Annotated in this window: 20 protein-coding genes; 6 read left to right on the top strand and 14 right to left on the bottom strand. The window is 55.8% G+C overall.

What is annotated here, in order from left to right:
- Positions 1 to 99: 99 nt before the first annotated feature.
- The 5 genes from IEX86_RS08925 to fni are packed head-to-tail and all read right to left on the bottom strand — an operon-like array spanning position 100 to position 6,042.
- Positions 100 to 1,026: a phytoene/squalene synthase family protein gene (locus IEX86_RS08925; protein ID WP_188865772.1), complete on the bottom strand. Its 927-nt coding sequence runs from the start codon at positions 1,024 to 1,026 to the stop codon at positions 100 to 102.
- Positions 1,023 to 2,540: a phytoene desaturase gene (locus IEX86_RS08930; RefSeq protein WP_188865773.1), complete on the bottom strand. Its 1,518-nt coding sequence runs from the start codon at positions 2,538 to 2,540 to the stop codon at positions 1,023 to 1,025. The genes IEX86_RS08925 and IEX86_RS08930 overlap by 4 nt, the downstream gene beginning before the upstream one ends.
- On the bottom strand, positions 2,537 to 3,718 hold the full coding sequence (gene crtY, locus IEX86_RS08935; protein ID WP_188865774.1) for a lycopene beta-cyclase CrtY: 1,182 nt from the start codon (positions 3,716 to 3,718) through the stop codon (positions 2,537 to 2,539). The genes IEX86_RS08930 and crtY overlap by 4 nt, the downstream gene beginning before the upstream one ends.
- The gene (locus tag IEX86_RS08940; RefSeq protein WP_188865775.1) at positions 3,715 to 4,992 is read right to left on the bottom strand and encodes a glycosyltransferase; all 1,278 of its coding nucleotides are present in this window, start codon (positions 4,990 to 4,992) and stop codon (positions 3,715 to 3,717) included. Before IEX86_RS08940 ends, crtY begins: the two co-directional genes overlap by 4 nt.
- On the bottom strand, positions 4,993 to 6,042 hold the full coding sequence (gene fni / locus IEX86_RS08945; RefSeq protein ID WP_188865776.1) for a type 2 isopentenyl-diphosphate Delta-isomerase: 1,050 nt from the start codon (positions 6,040 to 6,042) through the stop codon (positions 4,993 to 4,995).
- A 158-nt stretch (positions 6,043 to 6,200) separates the two neighbouring features.
- Here fni and IEX86_RS08950 point away from each other — a divergent pair, with 158 nt between their 5' ends.
- A complete protein-coding gene (locus IEX86_RS08950; RefSeq protein ID WP_188865777.1) occupies positions 6,201 to 7,094 on the top strand; it encodes a polyprenyl synthetase family protein in 894 nt (297 codons plus the stop codon).
- A gap of 75 nt (positions 7,095 to 7,169) precedes the next feature.
- Entirely contained in the window at positions 7,170 to 7,394 is a 225-nt protein-coding gene (locus IEX86_RS08955; RefSeq protein ID WP_188865778.1) for a hypothetical protein, read from the top strand.
- A gap of 39 nt (positions 7,395 to 7,433) precedes the next feature.
- Here the strand turns inward: IEX86_RS08955 and pdeM are convergent, their stop codons facing one another.
- The 7 genes from pdeM to IEX86_RS08990 all read right to left on the bottom strand — a co-directional run bounded on the left by pdeM (position 7,434) and on the right by IEX86_RS08990 (position 15,454).
- Entirely contained in the window at positions 7,434 to 8,090 is a 657-nt protein-coding gene (gene pdeM, locus IEX86_RS08960; RefSeq protein ID WP_188865779.1) for a ligase-associated DNA damage response endonuclease PdeM, read from the bottom strand.
- Positions 8,091 to 8,365: 275 nt separating this feature from the next.
- The gene (locus IEX86_RS08965) at positions 8,366 to 10,990 is read right to left on the bottom strand and encodes a ligase-associated DNA damage response DEXH box helicase (RefSeq protein WP_188865888.1); all 2,625 of its coding nucleotides are present in this window, start codon (positions 10,988 to 10,990) and stop codon (positions 8,366 to 8,368) included.
- Between the two features lie 122 nt (positions 10,991 to 11,112).
- A complete protein-coding gene (locus IEX86_RS08970) occupies positions 11,113 to 11,877 on the bottom strand; it encodes an ABC transporter ATP-binding protein (protein ID WP_188865780.1) in 765 nt (254 codons plus the stop codon).
- 99 nt (positions 11,878 to 11,976) lie between these two features.
- Entirely contained in the window at positions 11,977 to 13,089 is a 1,113-nt protein-coding gene (locus IEX86_RS08975; RefSeq protein WP_188865781.1) for a succinylglutamate desuccinylase/aspartoacylase family protein, read from the bottom strand.
- Between the two features lie 60 nt (positions 13,090 to 13,149).
- Complete coding sequence (locus tag IEX86_RS08980) at positions 13,150 to 13,860, bottom strand: ABC transporter permease (protein ID WP_188865782.1); 711 nt, start codon at positions 13,858 to 13,860, stop codon at positions 13,150 to 13,152.
- Entirely contained in the window at positions 13,857 to 14,597 is a 741-nt protein-coding gene (locus IEX86_RS08985) for an ABC transporter permease (RefSeq protein ID WP_188865783.1), read from the bottom strand. The genes IEX86_RS08980 and IEX86_RS08985 overlap by 4 nt, the downstream gene beginning before the upstream one ends.
- A gap of 77 nt (positions 14,598 to 14,674) precedes the next feature.
- Positions 14,675 to 15,454, bottom strand: a complete 780-nt coding sequence (locus IEX86_RS08990; protein WP_188865784.1) for a transporter substrate-binding domain-containing protein — start codon at positions 15,452 to 15,454, stop codon at positions 14,675 to 14,677.
- Positions 15,455 to 15,867: 413 nt separating this feature from the next.
- On the opposite strand from IEX86_RS08990, the gene IEX86_RS08995 reads away from it, so the two are divergent.
- The 3 genes from IEX86_RS08995 (at position 15,868) to IEX86_RS09005 (ending at position 17,739) form a co-directional block, all read left to right on the top strand.
- On the top strand, positions 15,868 to 16,545 hold the full coding sequence (locus IEX86_RS08995; protein ID WP_229685286.1) for a M15 family metallopeptidase: 678 nt from the start codon (positions 15,868 to 15,870) through the stop codon (positions 16,543 to 16,545).
- Positions 16,546 to 16,620: 75 nt separating this feature from the next.
- Positions 16,621 to 16,878: a hypothetical protein gene (locus IEX86_RS09000; RefSeq protein ID WP_188865786.1), complete on the top strand. Its 258-nt coding sequence runs from the start codon at positions 16,621 to 16,623 to the stop codon at positions 16,876 to 16,878.
- Positions 16,879 to 17,019: 141 nt separating this feature from the next.
- Positions 17,020 to 17,739: a DUF2726 domain-containing protein gene (locus tag IEX86_RS09005; RefSeq protein ID WP_188865787.1), complete on the top strand. Its 720-nt coding sequence runs from the start codon at positions 17,020 to 17,022 to the stop codon at positions 17,737 to 17,739.
- A 71-nt stretch (positions 17,740 to 17,810) separates the two neighbouring features.
- Here the strand turns inward: IEX86_RS09005 and IEX86_RS09010 are convergent, their stop codons facing one another.
- Positions 17,811 to 19,529, bottom strand: coding sequence for an ATP-dependent DNA ligase (locus tag IEX86_RS09010; protein ID WP_188865788.1), 1,719 nt, complete (start codon positions 19,527 to 19,529; stop codon positions 17,811 to 17,813).
- Between the two features lie 223 nt (positions 19,530 to 19,752).
- Between IEX86_RS09010 and IEX86_RS09015 the strand changes: the two genes are divergently transcribed.
- Positions 19,753 to 20,985 (top strand): DUF2254 domain-containing protein, encoded by a 1,233-nt coding sequence (locus IEX86_RS09015; RefSeq protein ID WP_188865789.1) that lies wholly within the window; start codon positions 19,753 to 19,755, stop codon positions 20,983 to 20,985.
- A 42-nt stretch (positions 20,986 to 21,027) separates the two neighbouring features.
- On the opposite strand, the gene IEX86_RS09020 is transcribed toward IEX86_RS09015, so the two are convergent.
- The gene (locus IEX86_RS09020; RefSeq protein WP_188865790.1) at positions 21,028 to 22,038 is read right to left on the bottom strand and encodes a ligase-associated DNA damage response exonuclease; all 1,011 of its coding nucleotides are present in this window, start codon (positions 22,036 to 22,038) and stop codon (positions 21,028 to 21,030) included.
- Position 22,039 lies beyond the last annotated feature (1 nt).

Consider the following 22,039-nt stretch of genomic DNA (forward strand, 5'->3'; position numbering starts at 1 on the left):
TAGGTTTAGTGTCATTGTACGACGCTTTGTTTGTGACTAATTTCAGCAAAAGAAGCAAGTCTTCATTTCGTAACGAGACACTACTGTTCAGCAAGCACGCTAGCGCGAGCGGGTCCAGAGATTGGCAGGACGCGGACTAGAGCGGCCCGCCCGTGAAGCTAGCGCGCGTAAGGCGCCTCTGATGACCAGGCGAAGCTTATCGGCTGTGCTCGTTGATACTCGGCTGTCCCATGCTTTGGGGCCGCGTGCGTTAACTTTCAGGCCAATTTCCCGATAGACGGCACGAGCAGTGGCAATTGACCAGGCCGAACGCAGAGGGAGGTCGGCAATGCCTGTGGCGGCGGAGTCGTAGTAGGGTTCCGCCAGCTCGACCAGGCGCTGCGCCAGAATGGCCAGCCGGGAGCGATGTACAGGATCAGCTACTTCAGAGGCAGGAATGCCTACTTCGTTCAGCCATTCTCTGGGTAGGTAGATACGGCCAATACGGGCGTCTTCTACGATATCACGTGCAATATTGGTCAGCTGGAACGCCATGCCAAGGTCGCAGGCACGGTCGAGGGTGTCTTCGTCATGCGCGCCCATAAGCATCGCCATCATGATGCCTACTACACCTGCGACGTGGTAGCAGTATTCAAGCGTATCGTCGAGGCGATAGTAGACGCGCTCTTCCACATCCATGCGAAAGCCAGCCAGATGTTCAAGCGGATAACGTTCAGGAATGGCGTGACGCTGGATGACCTGTTGGAAAGCGGCAAAAGCCGGCTCGTTCATGGGCTCGCCGGCATAGGCGCGGCGAGTGAGGTCTTCAAGTTCTCGCAACCGAGCCTCGCTGGCAGTACGGTCGCCGTCGACCTGCCCATGACCATGATCCTGGCCATCCACCACATCATCGCAATAGCGGCACCAGGCATAAAGCATCACGGCACTTTGACGCGTTTGTTCATCGAACAGTTTGGCCGCAGCGGCAAAGCTTTTGGAGCCAACGTTAATGGATTGCGTTGCGTGTTCGACGACGGTTGTGCTCATTTGGCCCCTCCCAGGTCCCCCAGAATCACGCTTGCGGTAGCTTTGGCAGAGCCAACTACCCCAGGAATGCCTGCGCCTGGATGGGTACCAGCACCCACCAGATAAAGGTTAGGGATGGCCGCATCGCGGTTATGCGGGCGGAACCAGGCACTCTGGGTCAGGATCGGCTCCAGAGAGAACGCCGAGCCCACGTGCGCATTGAGTTCAGTGCGGAAATCCTCTGGCGTAAAAATCCGGCTGGTCACCAAATCGCGATTCAGGTTAGGAATGTAATGCTTTTCTAGATACGCCAGGATGCGGTCCCGATACTTTGGGCCTTCTACTGACCAATCAACCGGTGCATTCCCCAGGTGCGGTACAGGCGAAAGCACATAGTGAGTGCTGCAACCATCCGGTGCCAGGGAGGAATCGGTTACACAGGGGGAGTGCAGGTAGAGGGAAAAGTCTTCGGGGACTCCTGGGCCTGAGAAGAGCTCATCAATCAAGCCACGGTATCGATTGCCAAAGCAGATCGTGTGGTGCTGAAGATTCTGCTCTTCAGGACGCTGACGCAGACCAAAGTACACAACGAACAGAGACATGCTGTGGCGTTTCTTCTTCAGCCGATTGGCCTCAACGATGCCATGCACATGATGGCCGAGCATTTTCTTGTAGGTATGAATGACGTCGGCGTTGGAGGCGACCAGGTCAGCGTTGATTTGCTTGCCCTGAGTGGTGACGACGCCTGTTACCCGGCAGTTATCGATCAGGATGCGCTCAACAGGGGCATTAAGCTCCAGCGTGCCACCGATATCCTGGAATAGTTTGACCAGTCCCTGGACCAGGGCGCCTGTACCACCGCGGGGAAACCATACGCCACCTTGACGCTCCAGTGCATGGATCAAGGCGTAGATGGACGAGGTAGCGAACGGGTTGCCGCCGACCAGTAGCGTGTGAAACGAAAGCGCCTGACGAAGCTTTTCGTTACGGACAAACTTGGAGACCTGATCATATACGCTGCGCCAGGCCTGGAGCTTTATGAGCTGTGGCGCGGCACGAATCATATCCCGGAAGCTCAGGAAGGGGACGCTGCCCAGCTTTACGTACCCCTCTTCGAACACTTCGCGGGAATAGGCCAGAAAGCGCTGATAACCTTCGACATCGGCAGGGTCTAGCGCTTTTATTTGTGCATCGAGCTGGGCTTGGTCATTAACGTAGTCGAAGCGCGCGCCGTCTTCCCAGCACAACTGGTAGAACGGATCGACAGGCAATAGCTCGACATAGTCGGACAGTTTGCGTCCCGCCAGGGTAAACAATTCTTCCAGCGCCGAAGGATCGGTAATGACCGTAGGGCCGGCATCAAAGGTGAAGCCTTTATCCTCATAGACGTAGGCGCGCCCACCGGGCTTGTCTCGTTTTTCGAGTAGGGTCGTGCGAATTCCGGAGGCCTGCAGGCGTATGGCCAGAGCCAGCCCGCCGAAACCGGCACCAACGACAACAGCTTGCTTGGAGTTGGAAGCGACGTCTGTATTCATGGGATGTCCTTAATCGGTCCGCCTGTTTGACCGGTACGGCTAGCCAGTGCAGCCGACAGTGCTTCGCGTATGGGAACCGGTGGCTTACCTATCAGAATGCGCAGCTTATCGCTGGGCTTCAATTGTCCAGCGTAGAAACGCTGGATCAAGGGTTCTGAGAGGCCATAAAAGCGTCGCATTACACGGTAGCGATGCTCAGGCTTGCCGGCTAAAAACAGCATGCGGTTGAGCAGGCGGAAAAATCCATAAGTTCGCCAGCGTTGCAGCGCGTGCTGTCGAACCGTATCAAAAAGAGTAGAGGTATCAAGACGAGGGCAGCGTGCAATAAGTTCCGCCAGCCGTACTGCTTCAGGTAACGAGTAGCCTGTAGTGGCATGGAAAAGCCCGGCAGCAAGGCCGCTGGAGGGAATATCGCCCGTTTCAGCCCAGAATGCGTCGATGTCGCCGCTGAGGGTGATTGGAAGTACGCCGTGTTCCTCTCTGATCAAGGCCTGGATTGACCAACCACGCTCCGCGGCATAGCGGGCAATGTGTTCACGCAGCCGATCAGGATCAAGGTTCTGCCCATCGGCATAGTAGGTGTCTTCGATCAGGACACGGTCCTGGGTCAGCGGCAGGACATAGATGAAGCGATAACCTTCTGTTTGTGGAACCGTAGCATCCATGATGATCGGGCCGGAAAGCCCGTGGTGCTGTTCGAGTTGCAGCTCCTGCCCCAGGAATTTCTGGAAGCCTAATCCCATGTGGGGGCTAGGGCGATGACCTCGCCCATCTAGAACCGCAGCTGCCTGGAGCGCTTCGCCATTGGCAAGCCTGACCTCTGTAGGGCTGATAGCACTAACAGAGGCGTTCAAGCGTATCGAATCCCCTAGGTACTCTAGAAGGACCTTATGAAAGCGTTCAGCGCTAATGGAGGCATATCCGCTGTTAAGCGTGCGCTCAAACTCAGGAAAAAAAACCTGATATTCGGGCCAGCGATGAGCCACCAGTGGCTCAATCCATGTATGTTGATCCGCTGTCAGATCCGGCTCATGAAATGACCAGGTGTGATTACCGCCCAATCGATCATCTTGCTCGATCAGCAAGATACGTAGCTCTGGGCGTGTTTGGCGTAATCTCAGTGCAATCAGTCCGTTGGCCAGTCCGCCGCCTACCAGAATCAGGTCGTAACTGCTCATGCCAATCTTTCCAGGGCGGCCTTACCGAGTACATCCTCGATAATATTGGCTGCTTTCTGCACTCCGCCAGCTGTTTGCACGCGTGGCTGAAAGTCCTGGGCTTTCATGCGGAAATGCGGCTCGGTCAAGAGGCGTTGTAGCGAAGAGGCAAGTTTGCTGGGCGTAAGGCGTCTGGGACTTAAGCGCAGACCGACGCCAGCATGCTCAATACGGGCAGCTACGCCGGGTTGATCAAAGGCAATCGGCAGCGCCAGCATGGGCGTGCCGGCTTCCAGAGCATCGAGAACGGTATTGAGGCCCGCATGGGTAATAACCGCGTCAGCCCGAGCCAGAGTAGCCCGTTGTGGCGCAAAGTCTGTTACCCAGTCAGCCCCGGCCCGCTTCAAGGCATCACATTGGCTTAGGGTAAGGCCTCCGCAATGGGCAATCAGTAGTTGTACGTCGAGCATTTTGCACGCACGCGCGATTCGCTCGAATAACGTGAAACGCGCGCCCTGCAGCGTACCCAAGGAGGCAAAGACAAAGGGCTTGTCTGAGCGGATCGGATAGGTCAGGGCTGGTTCTTGAGTGACTGGCAGACGTAGCGGTCCAACCTCATGAAAGTTGGCGGGTAGTTCAGTGCGGGGAAAGTCGAATTCCGGTACACATTGGCTGATTTGAGCATAGGGCGACAGGCAGTCAGCCAAGGTTGACCGTTCTGCCAGTCCAAAGGCTTTGGCATATCGCCGGATAACGCGGGCATGCTCATGCATCAGCAGATCGTAGACCTGAGCGCTGCCCTGGTTGAGATGACGACCGCGCGGCGAGGTATCGTAACCCCATGGCATGACAGGGAGGGGCACGAGCGGATCGCGGTTAACGGGCAGGGCGCAGGCTACCGAGATGTAAGGTAGGCGCAAGTGTTCGGCAACGAGCCCTCCGGCAGCTTCCATCTGGTCAGCAATGATGGCATCAACGCCCAGTTCACGCAGGCGTTCCGGCGCCTCGCGGCAAAACAGCGCGGTGTTGCGTGCCACGTCATGGATAACACGCATCAGCCCCAGCGGGCCGCCTGGGTTGCCTGCGCGTCGTATCATCGCATCCAGAGAGCCGGCCGGATGGGATTCAAGCCCTATGGGCTGGAAATGAATGGCAGTGCTATGAAGCCGCCCGCCAACATCTGCCTGATGGAGTAGGCTGACCTTGTGTCCTCGCGCCACCAGGGTTTCGGCAAGGGCTTCCATTGCACGAAGGTGGCTCGAAAAAGCAGGTGCAACAACGGCGAAGTGGGTCATTCAGGTCTCCGCGAGCGAAACGGGCGTTAACAGGCGTGCCTGACGCAGCTGGGCCAGATTGGCCGAGCCAGTGCAGAAGCACGCCACCCTGAGTTGCCTGATCATGACTTCAAAGTGGTTCAGAACGGCTTCCGAAGACAGGGTTGCACTCTGCAATACAGCTGCAGCCTGGCCTACCATGTTGGCACCCAGGCGGATGGCTTTGGCCGCATCAACGCCGTTGCGAATGCCGCCTGAGGCGATCAATGGAATATCCGGGCATTGCTTGCGCACCTGAACAATGGCCTGGGCCGTTGGAATGCCCCAGTTGATGAAGGCCTGAGCTACCAGACGATCAAGATCGTTATGGGCACGTTCGGCTTCGACGGCGGCCCAACTGGTTCCTCCTGCACCGGCTATGTCGATTACAGCAACACCAGCCTCTACCAGCTGTTGAGCGGCATGAGCAGAAATGCCTGCTCCCACTTCCTTGATAACAATCGGGGCGCCCAGATGTGTTACCAGATGTTCGATGGCCGCCAGTACGCCTTGCCAGTTACGATCACCTCCTGACTGCACCGCTTCCTGTAGGGGATTAAGGTGAATGATCAGGGCGTCGGCCTGAATCATGTCGACCGCTCGGCGTGCCTCAGCTACACCATAGCCAGCCACCAACTGGGCTGCACCAATATTGGCGAGGATGGGAATAGAGGGTGCCAGTTGGCGCAATTGACTGGTCAGCCCCTTGTCACCACCATTTTGCAAGGCAATGCGTTGGGAGCCTACAGCCAGTGCCAGGCCTAGCGCCTCAGCGGCTTCGGCAAGATGGCGATTGATGGTTTGCGCACGTTCCGGGCCCCCCGTCATGGAGCTGATAAGAATGGGTGCCTTGAGCCGCTTGCCCAGCAGCGTGCTAGTAAGATCGATCTGGTTCAGATGCAGTTCCGGTAGAGCGCAGTGCTCGAATTGAACCTGCTCGAACCCGGTCGTAATACTGCTCAGGGCGCGCTTGGGATCAAGGACAATATCTAGATGATCGTTCTTGCGACTTGCCAATTCCCAATCAACCATGGGTTACCTTTTTCCTGTTGCCATCGACCTTTCGTCGGTTGTTGTGGTCATGAGTACGTCAAGCGACTCTGATCTGCAAGATCGGATCAGGGAAATTGTTGAGTCGCTGGTGTCGACCATTCGTCGGCTCGCTTACATGTGCTGGAGTATCTCGACTCATGGCAACGGTATTAGTGCCAAAACTTCCGAAGGAATGCGCTTTCGAGCTTGTAACAGAGCGTGCCCGTATCAACACCCGACTGGAGGAGCTGCTCCCGCCTGTAGAGGGCAATGATCTGGTTGCAGCGGCCATGCGCGAAGGTGCTCTGGCGCCTGGCAAACGTATACGGCCATTGCTCATGCTGCTCGCCTCCCGGGATCTGGATGCCTTTTCACCAGCCATTATTGATCTGGGGTGTGCGGTAGAGATGGTACATGCCGCCTCGCTATTTCTTGATGACATGCCTTGCATGGACAACGCCACGCTCAGGCGCGGTCGGCCTACCATTCATGTTCAGTTTGGTGAGGATATTGCCGTCTTGGGGGCTGTAGCGCTGCTTAGTCATGCGTTCTGCGTGGTGGCCAGTACCTCAGGCGTTGCGCCGGTGCTGCGTAATCAGATGGTATGCATGCTGACGTCCGCAGTGGGCTCTCAGGGGTTGGTGCGCGGGCAGTACCGCGATCTGCGGGATGGTGCAAAAAGCCGTAGCGCCGAGGCCATCAGCGATACCAACCATCTCAAGACGGGCCTCCTGTTCACGGCAGCGTTGGACATGACTACGCTGGCAGTCAGCGCAAAGCCGTCAGTTCGGGAGGGTATGCATCGTTTTGCCATTGAGCTTGGGCTTGCCTTCCAATTGCTGGATGATCTGCAGGATGAGCATGGACTTGGAAAAGATGCCCATCAGGACGATGGTAAGTCGACATTGATCGCTTTGCTGGGTCGCGAGTCGGTACAGGCACAATTTGAAAACCACCTGGGGGCGGCACGTAATGCGCTTGCAGGTATGGGGCTGGCTGGCGGTGGCCTGGATCAGATGCTGGACGTGCTATTTGGGCAAACGATCAACTGAAGGCGCTTTGTTGAGAACTGCGACGTAATCGGGCGTCTAACAGATACAGTTCAGTAAGCTACTGGAGTTAGTGCGATGCCAAAGTGGAAAATTACCTATACCAATAATGATGGCAACACTTCCGTTGTGGAAACTGAAGCCGAACAGAAGCCCGATATGGAGCAGGCTGCTCAGCTGGTACGAGATCAGGCGCTCGACAGCTATGATGACTCTGGCCTGCCTGAAGAGTATGAAGCCCCTACGGTGGCGTTACTTGAGCGTTATGGCATCATGATTTCTGGCATTGCCCAGATGGATTGACAGGCTCCCGTTGGAAGCTGCCTCTGCAGCTTTCCTGGGTTAGCCTAGCGGCCAGATTCCACCGTCTCCCACCACAAAGATCTTTCGGCCCGGCAGGGCCTTGATTTCCCAGCCGCCAGTGAAGTCACCAAAGGCCGGCAGCAGCAAAACATCGTTATCCAGGCAGAAGCAGGGCAGCCGCAACCGTTGGCGTCCCCGACCAATTAAACTGAAGGCCGGATGGATATGGCCAGCCAGGACAAAGTGGCTGGGGTGCGACTCCGGCTCATGCTGTAACGCCAATGGGCCAATCAAGAGCGGCTCGGGAACCACGTTGATATTGAGCGCTGCGGGAGGGTCGCCCGCGCGTAAATCATGGTTGCCTCGTATCAGTGTAATGAGGAGCGAAGCCCGTGCTTGTCGCCACTGCTCTAATGCATTGAGCGTGGTTGAGGCATGGGATTCTGGTGCATGCAGGAAGTCACCTAGAAAATACAGGTGCTCGGTAGGATAGGTTTTCAGCAGTGCATCCAGGCGAGCCAGATTGGTAGCGGTGGTTCCGTGAGGCACCGGTAGGCCAAGGGCGCGGAAGGCTGCAGCTTTACCGAAATGAATGTCGGCAATCAGCAACGCTTTTTGATCAGGCCAGTAGATGGCCTTGTCAGCCAGCAGCCACACCTCGGTGCCAGCAAGGGATAGGGGAATATGGGTATGCATGCACACGTAAGAACAGCGGAAAGCCTGTCACTTTAGCAGTCCCGTATTCCTGAGCGTAGTGTGGGAAGACAACAGGCTTCTTGGCGCTTATAGAATGCCCAGTGCTTTGAGGCAATCTCTACCCAACGATGCGCAGTGGCCTCGGCCGACAATGACAGCAGTAAGGCAGTAAAAAGTCCTCCATATCAATTGGTTATGAAGCCGTTGATGGTTTTATCAGTCCGATTAAAGGTGTGATATTGCACTTACGCGATGGGCTGATAAAGCGTGAGTTGTTAGCCCCTCTTTTGCCGCTTTGTGCTTGGAAGGCCAGTTTTGACTTGGCGGGGGGCGCGGCCCTTACGGCGAGCAGGCAAGTCTGATTCTCCTGCACCTAATGCCATCAGGTCATTTCCTTCAGTGGGTAGGTCATAGTCGCTAGGTCCAGCGGCGTTTTCCAAGTCTTGCACCATGCGTGCAATTCGGTCTGCCAGCTTTTCCGAACTCATACTTTCACGGTAGCGCTCGACCAGGAGCGGAAAGCTGAACGGAGTAGGGCGCTCGATAGCATGCAGGTTAAGCTCAAGGGCCTGCATGCGTTCAAGGGCTTTTTCCAACCGTCGAACGTCCAGCTCCTGACGTAATACCTCCTGCTCGGCTTGGGTAAGCAGAAGATTCTGTGGGTCGTACTGCTGGAACACCTGAAAGAAAAGGCTACTGCTAGCCTGTAATTGCCGAGTGCTCTTTTGCGCGCCTGGATAGCCGGTAAAGATAAGGCCCGAGATCCGAGCAATTTCACGAAAGCGTCGTTGCGCCAGCTCACTGGCGTTCAGGCTGGCAATCACATCAGCAAGCAGTGTCTGGGTAGAAAATAATTGGCCGTCCAGTTCCTCCTCCCAATTCACTTTGCTGGGAGACAACAGCTCGAAACCATAGTCATTGATCGCAATGGAAAAGCTGATGGGTCGCCTCTGGCCGATGCGCCAGGCCAGCAAGCTTGCCAGGCCCAGGTGTGCATGACGTCCGGCAAAGGGATAGAGAAAGAGGTGCCATCCCTCTCGGGACTTCATCGTCTCGCCCAGCAGATGATTGCGTGTCGGTAGGGCCGACCAGTGCTTCTGAATGTCCAGTAGCGGCTTGACCAACTGCATTTCCGGAGTCGTGAACCGCTCCTGATCCGCCTCGGTAAGTTCATCGATAACGGCTTCGGCCATCTCGTCTGACAGCGGCATACGCATCCCGCTCCAGCGTGGAATGGCGGCCTTTTTGCTGCTGGCCCGGCGCACGTAAACAGTCATGTTTTCTACACGCACCAACTCCAGTACGCGTCCGGCGAACAGAAAGTGATCGCCAGGCTTTAAGCGGGCAATAAAGCCTTCTTCGATACTGCCTAACCTGCCACCGCCGCCGCCCTTGGTCCAAAACTGCACATGCAGTGCCGACTCGCTGACAATAGTACCAATGCCCATCCGGTGCCGACGAGCCAATTGCCGGTCCGGCACCCGCCAGATCCCTTGCTCATCGGGCTCCACTCGGCGGTAGTCGGGGTAAGCTGTAAGCGAGTGACCGCCGTGACGAACAAAAGCCAGGGACCATGCCCACTCCTCATCGGTCAGCTCGCGGTAGGCCCAAGCGGTACGCACTTCCTCAAGCAAGGTTTGGGGAGTGAATCCACCGCCCAGCGCAATAGTGACAAGATGCTGTACCAACACATCCAGTGGCTTGGGAGGCGCGCTGCGCGATTCGATTCGTCGTGCCGCCACCGCTTTTTGAGCAGCCGCCGCTTCGACCAACTCCAGGCTGTGCGTGGGCACCAGCGTGACGCGGGAAGGGCGACCCGGAGCATGACCGCTGCGCCCGGCACGTTGCAGCAGGCGTGCAACGCCCTTGGGTGAGCCCACCTGAAGAACGCGTTCAACAGGTAAAAAGTCTACGCCCAGGTCAAGGCTGGAGGTACAGACCACCGCTCTGAGCTTGCCTTCCTTGAGCCCCATCTCGACCCAGTCGCGTACCTCACGGTCTAGTGAGCCGTGGTGAAGCGCAATCAGCCCAGCCCATTCGGGACGTGCTTCCAGCAATGCCTGATACCAGATTTCCGCCTGTGCACGGGTATTAGTAAAAATCAGTGTGGTTGCACTGTGTTCAATCTCATTCGCGACGTGGGGCACCATGCGTACCCCCAGGTGACCGGCCCAGGAAAAGCGCTCCACGCCACGTTTGGGCAAGAGTGTATCGACCAGGAGATCTTTGGCGAGCTTACCCTGAACCAACCGGCCTGGATGTCCGGCCAATAACACCTCTTGTGCATGAGAGAGGTTACCCAGTGTGGCGGATAGCCCCCAGATAACCAGTGCTGGATTCCACTGGCGCAGCCGGGCCAGTGCCAGTTGCACCTGGGTGCCGCGCTTGTTACCCAGGAGTTCGTGCCATTCATCAACCACGATCATGCGCAGACTGGAAAAGATCTCTTGGCTGTCCTCACGGCTGAGCATCAGCGAGAGGCTTTCCGGTGTGGTAACCAGCGCGGTGGGTTGGCGACGACTCTGCCGGGCCCGCTCAGCACTGCTGGTGTCTCCCGTGCGCAGGCCTATCGTCCAGTTAAGCTCCAGATCATCGACAGGTGCTTCCAGTGCGCGCTTGGTATCTGCTGCCAGTGCGCGCATGGGCGTCAGCCACAGTACGCTCAGCGGTTCTGCCGCCTGTTTGCGTTTACTGGGCTCGCCCTTGGCCGTCAGCCGCTTACCTTTGGCAAAGCTATTAAGGGCAGCGAGCCACACAGCATAGGTTTTACCGGATCCAGTGGTGGCATGGAGCAAACCCGACTCGCCACGCTCGACAGCGTTCCAGACATCTTCCTGGAAAGGGAAGGGCGACCAGCCGCGTTGAGCGAACCAGGCTGCGCCCAGGCGGGGGGAGGAAATTGTATCGTCAGGCAACTGATGCACTCCGTCATGCTTATGGTTCGGAGTATCAAGCGGTAGGCAGGTTCCCTTTTTGACCTCCCTGAGTGGCAGAGCTGGTATCTACCCCTCAAGAGATAAGCTTACTTCAGATTGCCACTCAAAAATTGCCTCAGCCGTTCGCTTCGTGGGGTGGTCAGCACCTCCGCGGGCGCACCGACCTCCTCGACACGGCCCTGATGCAGGAAAATCACCTGAGAGGAAACCTGCCGGGCAAAGCCCATTTCGTGTGTCACCATGAGCATGGTACGGCCTTCCTCGGCCAGCGCCTGGATGACCTTGAGGACTTCACCCACAAGCTCAGGGTCGAGCGCCGAGGTAGGCTCGTCGAACAGCATGACATCCGGCTCCATGGCCAGGGCACGGGCAATGGCCACACGCTGCTGCTGGCCCCCTGAGAGAAACGACGGATACTGATCCGCTGCACGTAACGGAAGGCCTACCTTGTCGAGATAGGCACGGGCGCGCTCTTCGGCTTCCTGCTTGCCCAGGCCCAGCACCCGGCGAGGCGCCAGAGTAATGTTTTCCAGCACCGTCATGTGGCTCCAAAGGTTGAAGTTTTGGAAGACCATCGCCAGCCGGGTACGCAAACGTTGCAGCTGGGCTTGATCAGCGATACGAAGCCCATGTCCATGCTGTTCCAGGCGGATAGGATTACCATCCAGCGTCATTACACCGGCATCCGGCATTTCAAGAAAATTGAGGCATCGCAGAAAGGTACTTTTTCCCGAGCCGCTGGCGCCGATCAGGCTGATGACATCGCCTGTCCGAGCCTTTAACGAAACACCCTTGAGCACTTCAATATCGCCGTAACGCTTGTACAGTCCTTCGACGGTCAGCTTGTACATAGGGAGTCCTTGTTCCAATCAAACGGCAGCGCGCCGAGAGCGGTTCGCTGCCACAGGGCGGCCCGTCTACGCGGGCTCACCGTTTTGCCAGGTATTGTCTTACGGCGAAAGGAGATAGCCGCTGCGGTAGGCCTCGGTGCCTGCAATGCGTGCGACAGCCATTCCAGCGGTTGCCATGCGGCGGTTGGCGCAGGCATACATGACACCGGAAATCGAACTGCGGATAGGCTCTACACGGTCTGTAATCGGGTCGATCACTTCAGCGATGACCTGTCCTGCTTCGATTACATCGCCTGCCTTGGCCATTAGAACTAATACGCCCCCCATGGGGCTTTCAATCGGCTCCACGGCCGCCAAAGGGGTGGCGGAGAAGGGCAGCTCCGGCAGTGCAGCAGCCTCGCCAGCAATGACGCCATAGTGAGTCAGATAGTTAAGAATGGCCTGGGCATCTTGCTCTGCAAGGTCGTGAGACACGTCCATCTGGCCTCGTAATTCAATCGTGACAGAAAAGCTGCCCAGAGGAATGCGCTCCCCAAACTGCTGATTCAACTTCCACCACAGCAGCGTGAAGCATTCATCGAAGGACTGGCCGCCTGAGTCGGTGGCCAGCAGGCTGGCCTTGGAACCTAAATACCGCGCCAGGGGTTCAACTTGGTCCCAGGCTTCAGGTGTTGTGTAGAGGTGCTCCACCGCATCGAAGTCGCAATGCAGGTCTAGCACCATTTCAGCATCACAGGCCAGTCGCTGCTGGATCAGCCGTTGGGACGTCAGCTGGTTATTGGCCGTCTCGCGTTCAAGCGTTGTCTTGAAGGCTTTGCGTACAAGTGACTGGTTCTGTACGGGATCATCGGTAAGAGTGCTTTCGATTTCGGCAATAACCTTGTCGGTCATGTCCAGGAAGCGCCGGTTGAAGTTCTGGCCAGACTCCAGCTCATAACGTCCCAGGTGAATATCCATGACCTGCTGGTCCTGGCCGATAGGGTTTGCAACAGGAACCAGCACGATTTCAGCTTTAAGCCGGCCCGCCTCTTCAAGTGTGCGAAGCTGATTCTTGAGTTTCCAGGCGACCAACATGCCGGGCAACTCATCAGCGTGCAACGAGGATTGGATGTAGATCTTGCGGCCGCTGTCCTGCGGCCCGAAATGAAAGCTATGAATCTTGCGGTCGGTGCCAGGCACCGGAGAAATCAGGTCGTGTGTGGCGTGACGCATGAGGTAACTCCTAATGAATCAGCCCGCATCCGTGCGGGATAAGCATCCTGCATGAAAAGATCAGCGGGCCGGGCCTAGAAAGGCCAGCCAGCGGCGCTCAGCCAGACGAAACAGACCAATGAGCGTAAAGGACAGGATGAGGTACAGAATCGCCGCAATACCAAAGGATTGAAAGGTCAGGAATGTCGCTGTGTTGGCATCCCGAGCGACCTTGAGAATATCCGGGACGGTAGCCGTGAACGCCAGCGTCGTGGAATGCAGCATCAGGATGACTTCATTGCTGTAGTAGGGCAGCGCGCGGCGCAGCGCAGAGGGCATGATGACGTAAATGTACATCCGCCAGCCCGTCAGGCCATAGGCCTTGGCCGCCTCGATCTCACCATGGGGAATATTGCGGATCGCACCGGCAAATATCTCCGTGGTGTAGGCGCATGTATTGAGGGCAAACGCCAGAACGGTGCAGTTCAGTGCATCCCTGAAAAATTCGTCCAGCAGTGGCTGCGCACGTACGGCTTCGATGCTATAGATGCCGGTATAGCAAATCAGCAGCTGAAGATAGAGCGGTGTGCCGCGGAAGATGTAGGTGTAGAACTGTACCGGCCAGCGGATGAGGCGATTCCGAGATAGCCTTGCCACGGATAGCGGCAGTGACGCCACGAATCCGATACCGATTGAGGCGGTCAAGAGCCATAGGGTCATTGCAAGACCCGACAGGCCATAACCATCAGTCCAGAGAAAGGCGCGCCAGTATTCCTGCAGGATCTCGATCATCGCACGGCCTCCCGAACACCGGCAGAGTAACGGCGTTCAAGCCAGTTGAGTATCTGATTGGTCATTGCCGTGATGAGCAGGTAGAGGATGCCGCCCAGAATCAGGAAATAAAAGGTCTTGTAGGTCGTCTTGCCGGCCTCCTGCGTAGCCGTAATGATATCGCTCAGACCGATGATGGAAACCAGTGCCGTAGCCTTGAGCAGAACCTGCCAGTTATTACCTATACCAGGTAAGGCAAAGCGCATCATTTGCGGAAAGGTAATCCGAAAGAAGGTTTGCGTACGTGTCATGCCATACGCTGTAGCGGCTTCAATCTGGCCTCTTGGCACCGCCAGGATTGCTCCACGAAACGTTTCAGTGAAGTACGCACCATAAATGAAACCAAGGGTAAGTACGCCCGCGGAAAGGGGATCGATTTCGATATAGTCCCAATCCATGTAATCGGTAAATTCGCCTAGCCAGTTTTGCAGGCTGTAGAAGATAAGCAGCATCAGCACAAGATCGGGAACGCCCCGAATCAGCGTGGTATACAGGGCTGCCGGCAGGCGAAAGGCTTTTACCGGTGACAGTTTTGCGGTAGCGCCGAGCAGGCCCAGGATGACCGATACCACCAGCGACAGGGCCGCCAGCTTCAAGGTCATCCAGGTGCCTTCTAGCAGTAGAGGACCATAACCATGGAGTGCGAAGGCGCCCAACCCCAGGTTTTCAAGAAAGGTGTCGAACGAAGTCTGCGGCATGTGTGATCGCGCTGTTCTTATAGGTCTTGAAATGCCAACGCCTCCACAAGCGGGAGGCGCTGACGTTAAGGCGGATCTTACTTGTTGTTATAGATATCCAGATCGCCAAAGTACTTCTTCTGAATCTTCTCGTAGGTACCGTCAGCATGGATGGCCGCGATGCCTTTGTTCAGCAGAGCCTTCATTTCATCATTGCCCTTGCGGATACCGATCGCGGTATCTGCAGGCAGCAGCTCATCACGGATGGACTGGTTGACGTAATCCTTGGCTTGAGGTGATTTCATGAAATCACCTTCGGCTTGCAGCATGTCCTGCATGGCTACGTCAATGCGGCTTGACGTCAGGTCAGCATACACCTGATCCTGGTCCTGGTAGCTCTGTACCTTGATGCCTGCAGTTGCCAACTTGGTTTTGGCAAAGTTTTCCTGAATGGTGCCTTGTTGAACACCAACGACCTTGCCTTTGAGTGATTCAGGCGTAGGTTCGAGGTTGGCGCCTTTTTTCGTAATCATTGACGAGTAGCCCGACCACATGCGGTCTGTGAAGTCGATCTGTTCGGCTCGTTGGGGCGTTACCGTCAGGGAGGACAGGATACCGTCGAACTTGCGTGCACGCAGGCCGGGAATCAGACCGTCGAAATCGCTGACTATCCAGCGGCATTTCACTGCCAGCTTTTCACAAATGGCATTGCCCAGCTCTACGTCAAACCCTGCAAAGCTTCCATCTGGCGCCTTGTATTCAAAGGGAGGGTAGGTAGTGTCTACACCGAAACGAATTTCCTTGATGTCCTTGGCCAGTGCAGAGCCTGCGGAAAGACACAGCGCAATTGCGGAGAGGGTCAGCCATTTCTTTTTCATGAGTCGTCCTAATACGGATGATTGCAATAAAGTGCGCACTAAAGGCCGCGCTGCAGATGACTGACTGTCAGCAGCAATAACCGAACCAACTGCCACTATATTGAGGTCATGGCATAGGCGCAGAGTAAGCCGAGCGTGCCTCACAAAGAAAAACAGAGCGCATAATCTTCACGATATTGCACCTAAAGTGTGCGCAAATTCTGGCTAAGGTAGGGATGTGCACATGTTTGGTGCGTAAATGTATTGAGTTATTTCTAGGGCTGATATAAGTCAATGATTCTTATGGAATGACTTCAGAAGTGTCACCTCAGGAGGTCTACTTCGTAGCAAACAGCGCATCGGTTGGGTGGATTCGAAACGATCGGATTAAATAATTTCTAGGCTGATGGAGGCTGCACTTGCAGGAGCCGATGATGTTTAACGAATGGGAATTAACCGGCAGAGCACGCACGCATCTGCTACAGATTGACCATCCTCGCTATGCAATACATCGAGAGGTCCATGAGCCGTTTAAAGCAATGCAGGACGCTGCGCAACGGGACGGGTTTGCGCTGCATCCATTCAGTGCTTTTCGGGATTACAAGACCCAGCTTCGAATCTGGAATCGCAAATTTGCAGGGGAAAAGCCATTGTATGACCGCAACGGGAAGGCGCGTGATCAGTCTGTCCTTTCCTTGGATGAGCGCATCGATTGCATCCTGAACTGGTCAGCCTTGCCGGGCGCGAGCCGTCATCACTGGGGTACCGAAATCGATGTCGTAGACCTGACCCTGGTGCCGCCGGGGTACGTTGTCCAGTTGTTGCCTGAAGAAACGCAACCGGGTGGCGTGTTCCATGAATTGCATCTCTGGCTTGATGAGCACATTGAACAGTTCGGATTCTTTCGGCCGTACAAAGCGTACCAGGGCGGAATGTACGAAGAGCCCTGGCACCTGAGTTATAAGCCAGTGGCAACCCTTGCGCTTGACGCCTTGACGCTGGAGTTGCTGGAACAGGTCATTGCCGCCTCATCCCTGCTGGGCAAAGACGCAGTGCTAAGGCGCCTGCCGGAACTGTACGAGCGCCATGTGCGTAACATCTGTGAAAGTTGAAATCCTGGATTTACTACCCCTGATACCCCGTTCAGGCTAAGCTATCTCCAGGTTTTCCGTTTTATGGAGTTGATGGTGAAAGAGCCCCAGGTAAACGCCTCCCATGTGGGTGATCTTCCTGCACATGATGGTAAGTCGGTCGCATTGTTCGTGCTGGCGCTCATTCTGGCACTTTTCGGTACCATCGCCATGTGTGTCGAATTTGCGCGTGGTACCCAGCAGTATGGATTGCCTTTGATCGTCTGGATTCTGGCCTTTTTCATAAAATTGGCAGAGACCTTTCGCCTGCGCAGTCTGCTCAAGGCGGCATACGCGTCTACTGGCAAACGCTAACACCTGTACTAGGTCGGTGGAGGGTTACGATTACTCCATCGGCTTGCCAGCCTTTCCATTCACTCTGAATACATCATCGTTATAGGCCGCTGGCGTATAACGCCTCTGTTTTATCTGCCTTTCTTGTCTGTTGGTCTTTCCATGATTCATCTGCTGTCAGCGCATCCCTGGCTTTATGTCGGGCTCGGCGTCATCGTTTTCCTATGTGTTCTGAGTATGCTGCGGCCTCGTGATACGCAGCGAGCTTTTCCTTACCTTCTTAATGAAGCTTTGTTTACCCCTGCTGAGCGCGCCTTTTTGACTGTACTTGATGAGGCTGTCGGTGAGGATTACCGCATCTTCGGTAAGGTGCGTATCGCAGATGTCGCCAGCGTAAAAGCTATTCGAGACCAAAAGAGCTGGTACAGAGCCTTCAACAAAATCAGTGCGAAGCATTTCGATTATGTGCTCTGCGATAAGGACGATCTGTCGTTCGTAGCGGTTATAGAACTGGACGACAGTTCTCATCAACGGCCTGACCGGCAAAAGCGGGATATCTTCGTCGCTGGCGTATGCCGAGCGATTGCCTTGCCGCTTATACAGATTCCTGTCCGGGGTGCTTATTCAATTGCGGAGGTCAGGGAGGAAATTATGACGGCCTTGCAAAAGAGCGGTACGGCCAAGGCACGCAGGCGTCCGGTAACCAACCGCTCAAGCAGAGCTGCTGTAACGAGCGAAACACCGTCTCCTGCATGTTCAAAATGCGGATCACCCATGGTCATGCGTAAGGCCAAGCAGGGAAGCAATGCCGGAACATATTTTTGGGGCTGCAGTGCCTTTCCCGACTGCCGCAACATCATGCGAATCGAGGAACAGGCTTAGGCCATGCCTGAACGGATTTGGTAATACCAGCCTATTGATAAGGGCATCAATTCCTAATCAGGCCTGCGTAGTTATGCCAGCAAGCCTTGCAGGATTTCCAGGGTATCCGCTTCTTCCACGGGCTTGTCGTGACGCCAGCGCAGCATGCGTGGGAAGCGCACGGCAACGCCGCTTTTGTGCCGTGTGGAAAGGGCAATGCCTTCAAAGCCCAATTCAAACACCAACGTTGGTTCAACGCTGCGTACCGGGCCGAATTTCTCGACGGTCGTCTTGCGCACAATAGCATCTACCTTGCGCATCTCTTCGTCGGTCAGGCCCGAATAGGCCTTGGCGAAGGGTACCAGGGTGCGCTCGGTGCCGGGCGGGCCATCCCAAACGGCAAAGGTATAGTCGGTATAGAGGCTGGCACGTCTGCCATGGCCACGCTGGGCATAAATCAGCACAGCATCCACTGAGAAAGGATCAACCTTCCATTTCCACCAAACCCCCATGTCTTTTGTTCGGCCGACCCCATAGAGCGAGTCTCGCGCCTTTAGCATCATGCCTTCTACGCCTAAGCTTCGAGAGGCTTCCCGCTGCTGGGCAAGGTCTTGCCAGCTTTCGCCTGTAAGAAGTGGCGAGGGACGTAGAAGGGGGCTGTTGCATTGCGCTGTAACGGCTTCCAGCTGAGCGCGGCGTTCATGCTGTGGACGGTTGCGCCAGTCATGGCCCTGCCACTCCAGCAGGTCATAGGCCAGGATAACGACGGGTATGTCTTCAAGCAGTTTCTTGCTTAAGGTCTTGCGACCAATGCGTTGTTGGAGCAGCGCGAAGGGCTTTACGCCAAACGGGATGGGTTCGTCCGGTGTATGCTCGGCCTGCTGATGTGTGATTTCTTCACTATTCATAAGCAGGTCAGGGCTTGTCTCGTCTTTCCAGACGACGATTTCACCATCGATCACCGTGCCATCAGGCAGGGAGGCCCCAAGCGTATGCAGCTCAGGAAAGCGGTCGGTCACTAGATCTTCGCCCCGTGACCAAATCCATAGACGGCCGTCACGTTTGACCAGCTGTGAGCGGATGCCGTCCCATTTCCATTCCACCTGCCAGTTTTCAACGGCGCCCAACTGGGCTTCGAATTGTTCGACCGGCAGTTGCAAGGCGTGCGCCAGAAAAAATGGATAGGGTTGCCCGCCACGCTGCGCATGTTCGTCATCTGATTCGGGCGCGATAAGCGAAAGATAACGCTCGGCTGTAGGGCGGTGCGACAGGTCGGTATACCCCACCAAACGCTGGGCCACTCGCTTGGCATCCAAATCCGCCATGTTGGCCAGCGCACGGGTAACCAACAGCTTGGATACCCCTACACGAAACTCACCCGTGATGAGTTTGAGGCTGACCATCAGGCTGGGCCGGTCCAGCTGCGACCAGAGCTGCGGTAGGCGTTCAGCCAGTTCTTCAGGGGCTAATCCACGCAGCGGCAGAAGCCGTTCTTCCATCCAAAGTGCGAGGCCTTCGTCCGAGACATGCTCAGCTGTAGGAATGAGGAGAGACATGGTTTCCGCCAGATCGCCGACGGCCTGATAGCTTTCTTCGAATAGCCATTCCGGCAGGCCTGAAGCAGCAATTGTCAGCTCTCGAAGCTGGCGCGTAGGGACCGTCCGACGCGGGCGGCCACCTGCCAGGAAGTAGACGGCCCAGGCCGCATCGGCCGGGGCGGCTTGGCTGAAGTAGTCCTGCATGGCTTGGAGCTTGGCATTGCTTGAGGTCGTGGCGTCCAGGCGGGCATAGAGATCGGCGAAGGCTTTCATGGTGGTCTCGCTTTCCTGTGCGGCGTTCTAAATCGATGAGTTTCAGCGCCGCTCTAAAAATAGAGCCAAATCACTGGCAGATTCATCGCTTCGCTGTAGTTATGAGCCTGGCAGAGAGAAAGGAGTTCTTTTAAATGATGGCTATGCAGGATTTATCAACTGAAATGGAACGCGTAGTCCAGAGCAGCTTTCTAATGGCTTATTCGTCACGAGGTTGCAGTAGATGGGCGAGCGCTTACGTTTTCTCTGGATAGCCAGCCGTGACAGTCTTTGGTTTATTCCTATGATCATGTCGCTGATCGCAGCCGGACTGGCCGCTGGGATCGTGTGGCTGGAGCGGCTGGGTATTATCAGTGCCGGTGATTACTTGCTCTGGTTGGCTGGTAGTACAGGTGAGGGCGCTCGCACGGTATTGTCGGCGATCGCTACCAGTGTCATGACGGTTACCGGTACCGTGTTTTCCATTATGATCGTCGCGTTGCAGCTATCCAGTAGCCAGTTCTCTCCACGCCAGCTTAGAAACTTCGTCTCTGATCGCGTCAATCAAGTTGTACTGGGTGCGCTTGTCGGCACGTTTACCTACAGCTTGATTGTGATGACCATGATTCGCTCTGCTTCACCTCAGTCAGCGTCGTTTGTGCCACAGATTGCTGTAGCGCTTAGCATAGGGTTGGCACTGATCAGTGTTGGATTGATTGTCTATTTTATCGATCATGCCTCCCGCTCAATGCAGATTGCCGTCATCCTGCAACAGGTGACGCACCGTGCTACCGAGCAGATCGAGCATGCCTTTGCACCGCTCAATCAAAAACAAGCTGAGCCTGAGCCCTATGTGCGTGAGGCATTGGATAAAAAGGGGCACAGGCTTTGTAGCCAGCGGGGAGGGTATCTTCAGGCAATTGACAGAAAGGGTCTGCTAAAGCTGGCGTGTAAGCATGATCTTGTCATCCAGATGGAACATCGAACCGGGAGCTTTATTTTACCTGGCGATCCTATTGCCTCCATATGGCCTTCCGAGGCGTTGGACGATGCCCTGTTGGCTGAATTACGCAAAAAAACTGTTCTCGGCTCGGATCGTACTCCAGAGCAGGACATTGAGTACTGGATCATCGAGATGTCTGATATTGCAATCAAGGCATTGTCACCTTCCATCAATGATCCCACTACGGCCTTTCGGGTCATTGATCGCTTATGCGAGGTGCTGGCTGTTTTGGGGCATCGACATCCTCGTGCGACACATTGCAGTAAGGATGGAAAGGTTCGGTTGATTGAGAGGCCCCTGACATTCAAATTGTCAGTAGGGCTCGCTTTTGAACAGATTTATCACTTTGGGGAAAGCAACCCTTCAGTGCTCAAAAAGCTGGCCGACTCGGTGAATGCGCTCATGAAAGCCATCCCCCATGAGTGTAGGCCAGCGCTTATTCGCTATAGCCGTACACCACAGGCATCTGAGTAAACCGTAGCCGCCTGGAGTGCTATCTTCTGGGCGGCTAAGTTCTTATGAGCTATTTTCTGTCTCTGCTTCTTCCTCGCCATATTCTGTTGTAAAACCCTGTGCATCCAGCCCTTGTTCGCGTAGATAGCGGACCAGCACGCTCACCGATCCATGAGTCACCATGACCCGCTCGGCCCCGGTCTGCTCAATAGCCCAAAGCAGGCCCGGCCAGTCAGCATGGTCGGAAAGCACAAAACCACGGTCCACACCACGGCGCCGCCGTGTGCCGCGCAGCATCATCCAGCCGCTGGCAAACGCATCGCTGTGCTCGCCAAAACGACGAATCCATGTACTGCCGCCTGCCGAAGGTGGTGCGATAATCAGCGCTTTGCGCAGAAGCGGGTCGCTTTTCTTGAAATCACCCGCATAGTGGGTTTCTGGAATATAAACGCCGCCCTCGCGGTAGACCCGATTGAGCGGTTCTACTGCACCATGAGTCAAGATGGGACCGATACTGGCGTCGATTCCATGGAGGATGCGCTGGGCTTTGCCGAAGGCATAGCAGTACAGTACGCTGGCGCGGTCCTCTGCAGCATTCTGCCGCCACCAGGTATTGATCTGCTCGAAAATTTCGGTTTGCGGCTGCCATGTATAGATCGGCAGCCCGAACGTAGATTCGGTAATAAAGGTGTGGCAACGTATGGGCTCGAAGGCATCGCAGGTCCCGTCTGGCTCTACCTTGTAGTCACCTGACGCTACCCAGACCTCCCCTTGATACTCCAGTCGTACCTGAGCTGAACCAAGCACATGCCCGGCCGGGTGAAGGCTGATCTTCACTCCATGATGGTCGATGACCTCACCATAGCCCAACGTTTGGAGATTGATGTCCTGTCCCAATCGGGAGCGAAGGATACCTTCACTAGGCGCCGATGCGAGGTAATGCTGGTTTCCCCAGCGCGCATGATCGCCATGGGCATGGGTAATGACGGAGCGCTCAACGGGGCGCCAGGGGTCGATGTAAAAATCTCCGGGTGGGCAGTAGAGACCTTCAGGTCGGGCGATGACAAGATCCATG

This window comes from Pseudomonas asuensis (genome assembly GCF_014646755.1).
Lineage (GTDB): Bacteria > Pseudomonadota > Gammaproteobacteria > Pseudomonadales > Pseudomonadaceae > Chryseomonas > Chryseomonas asuensis.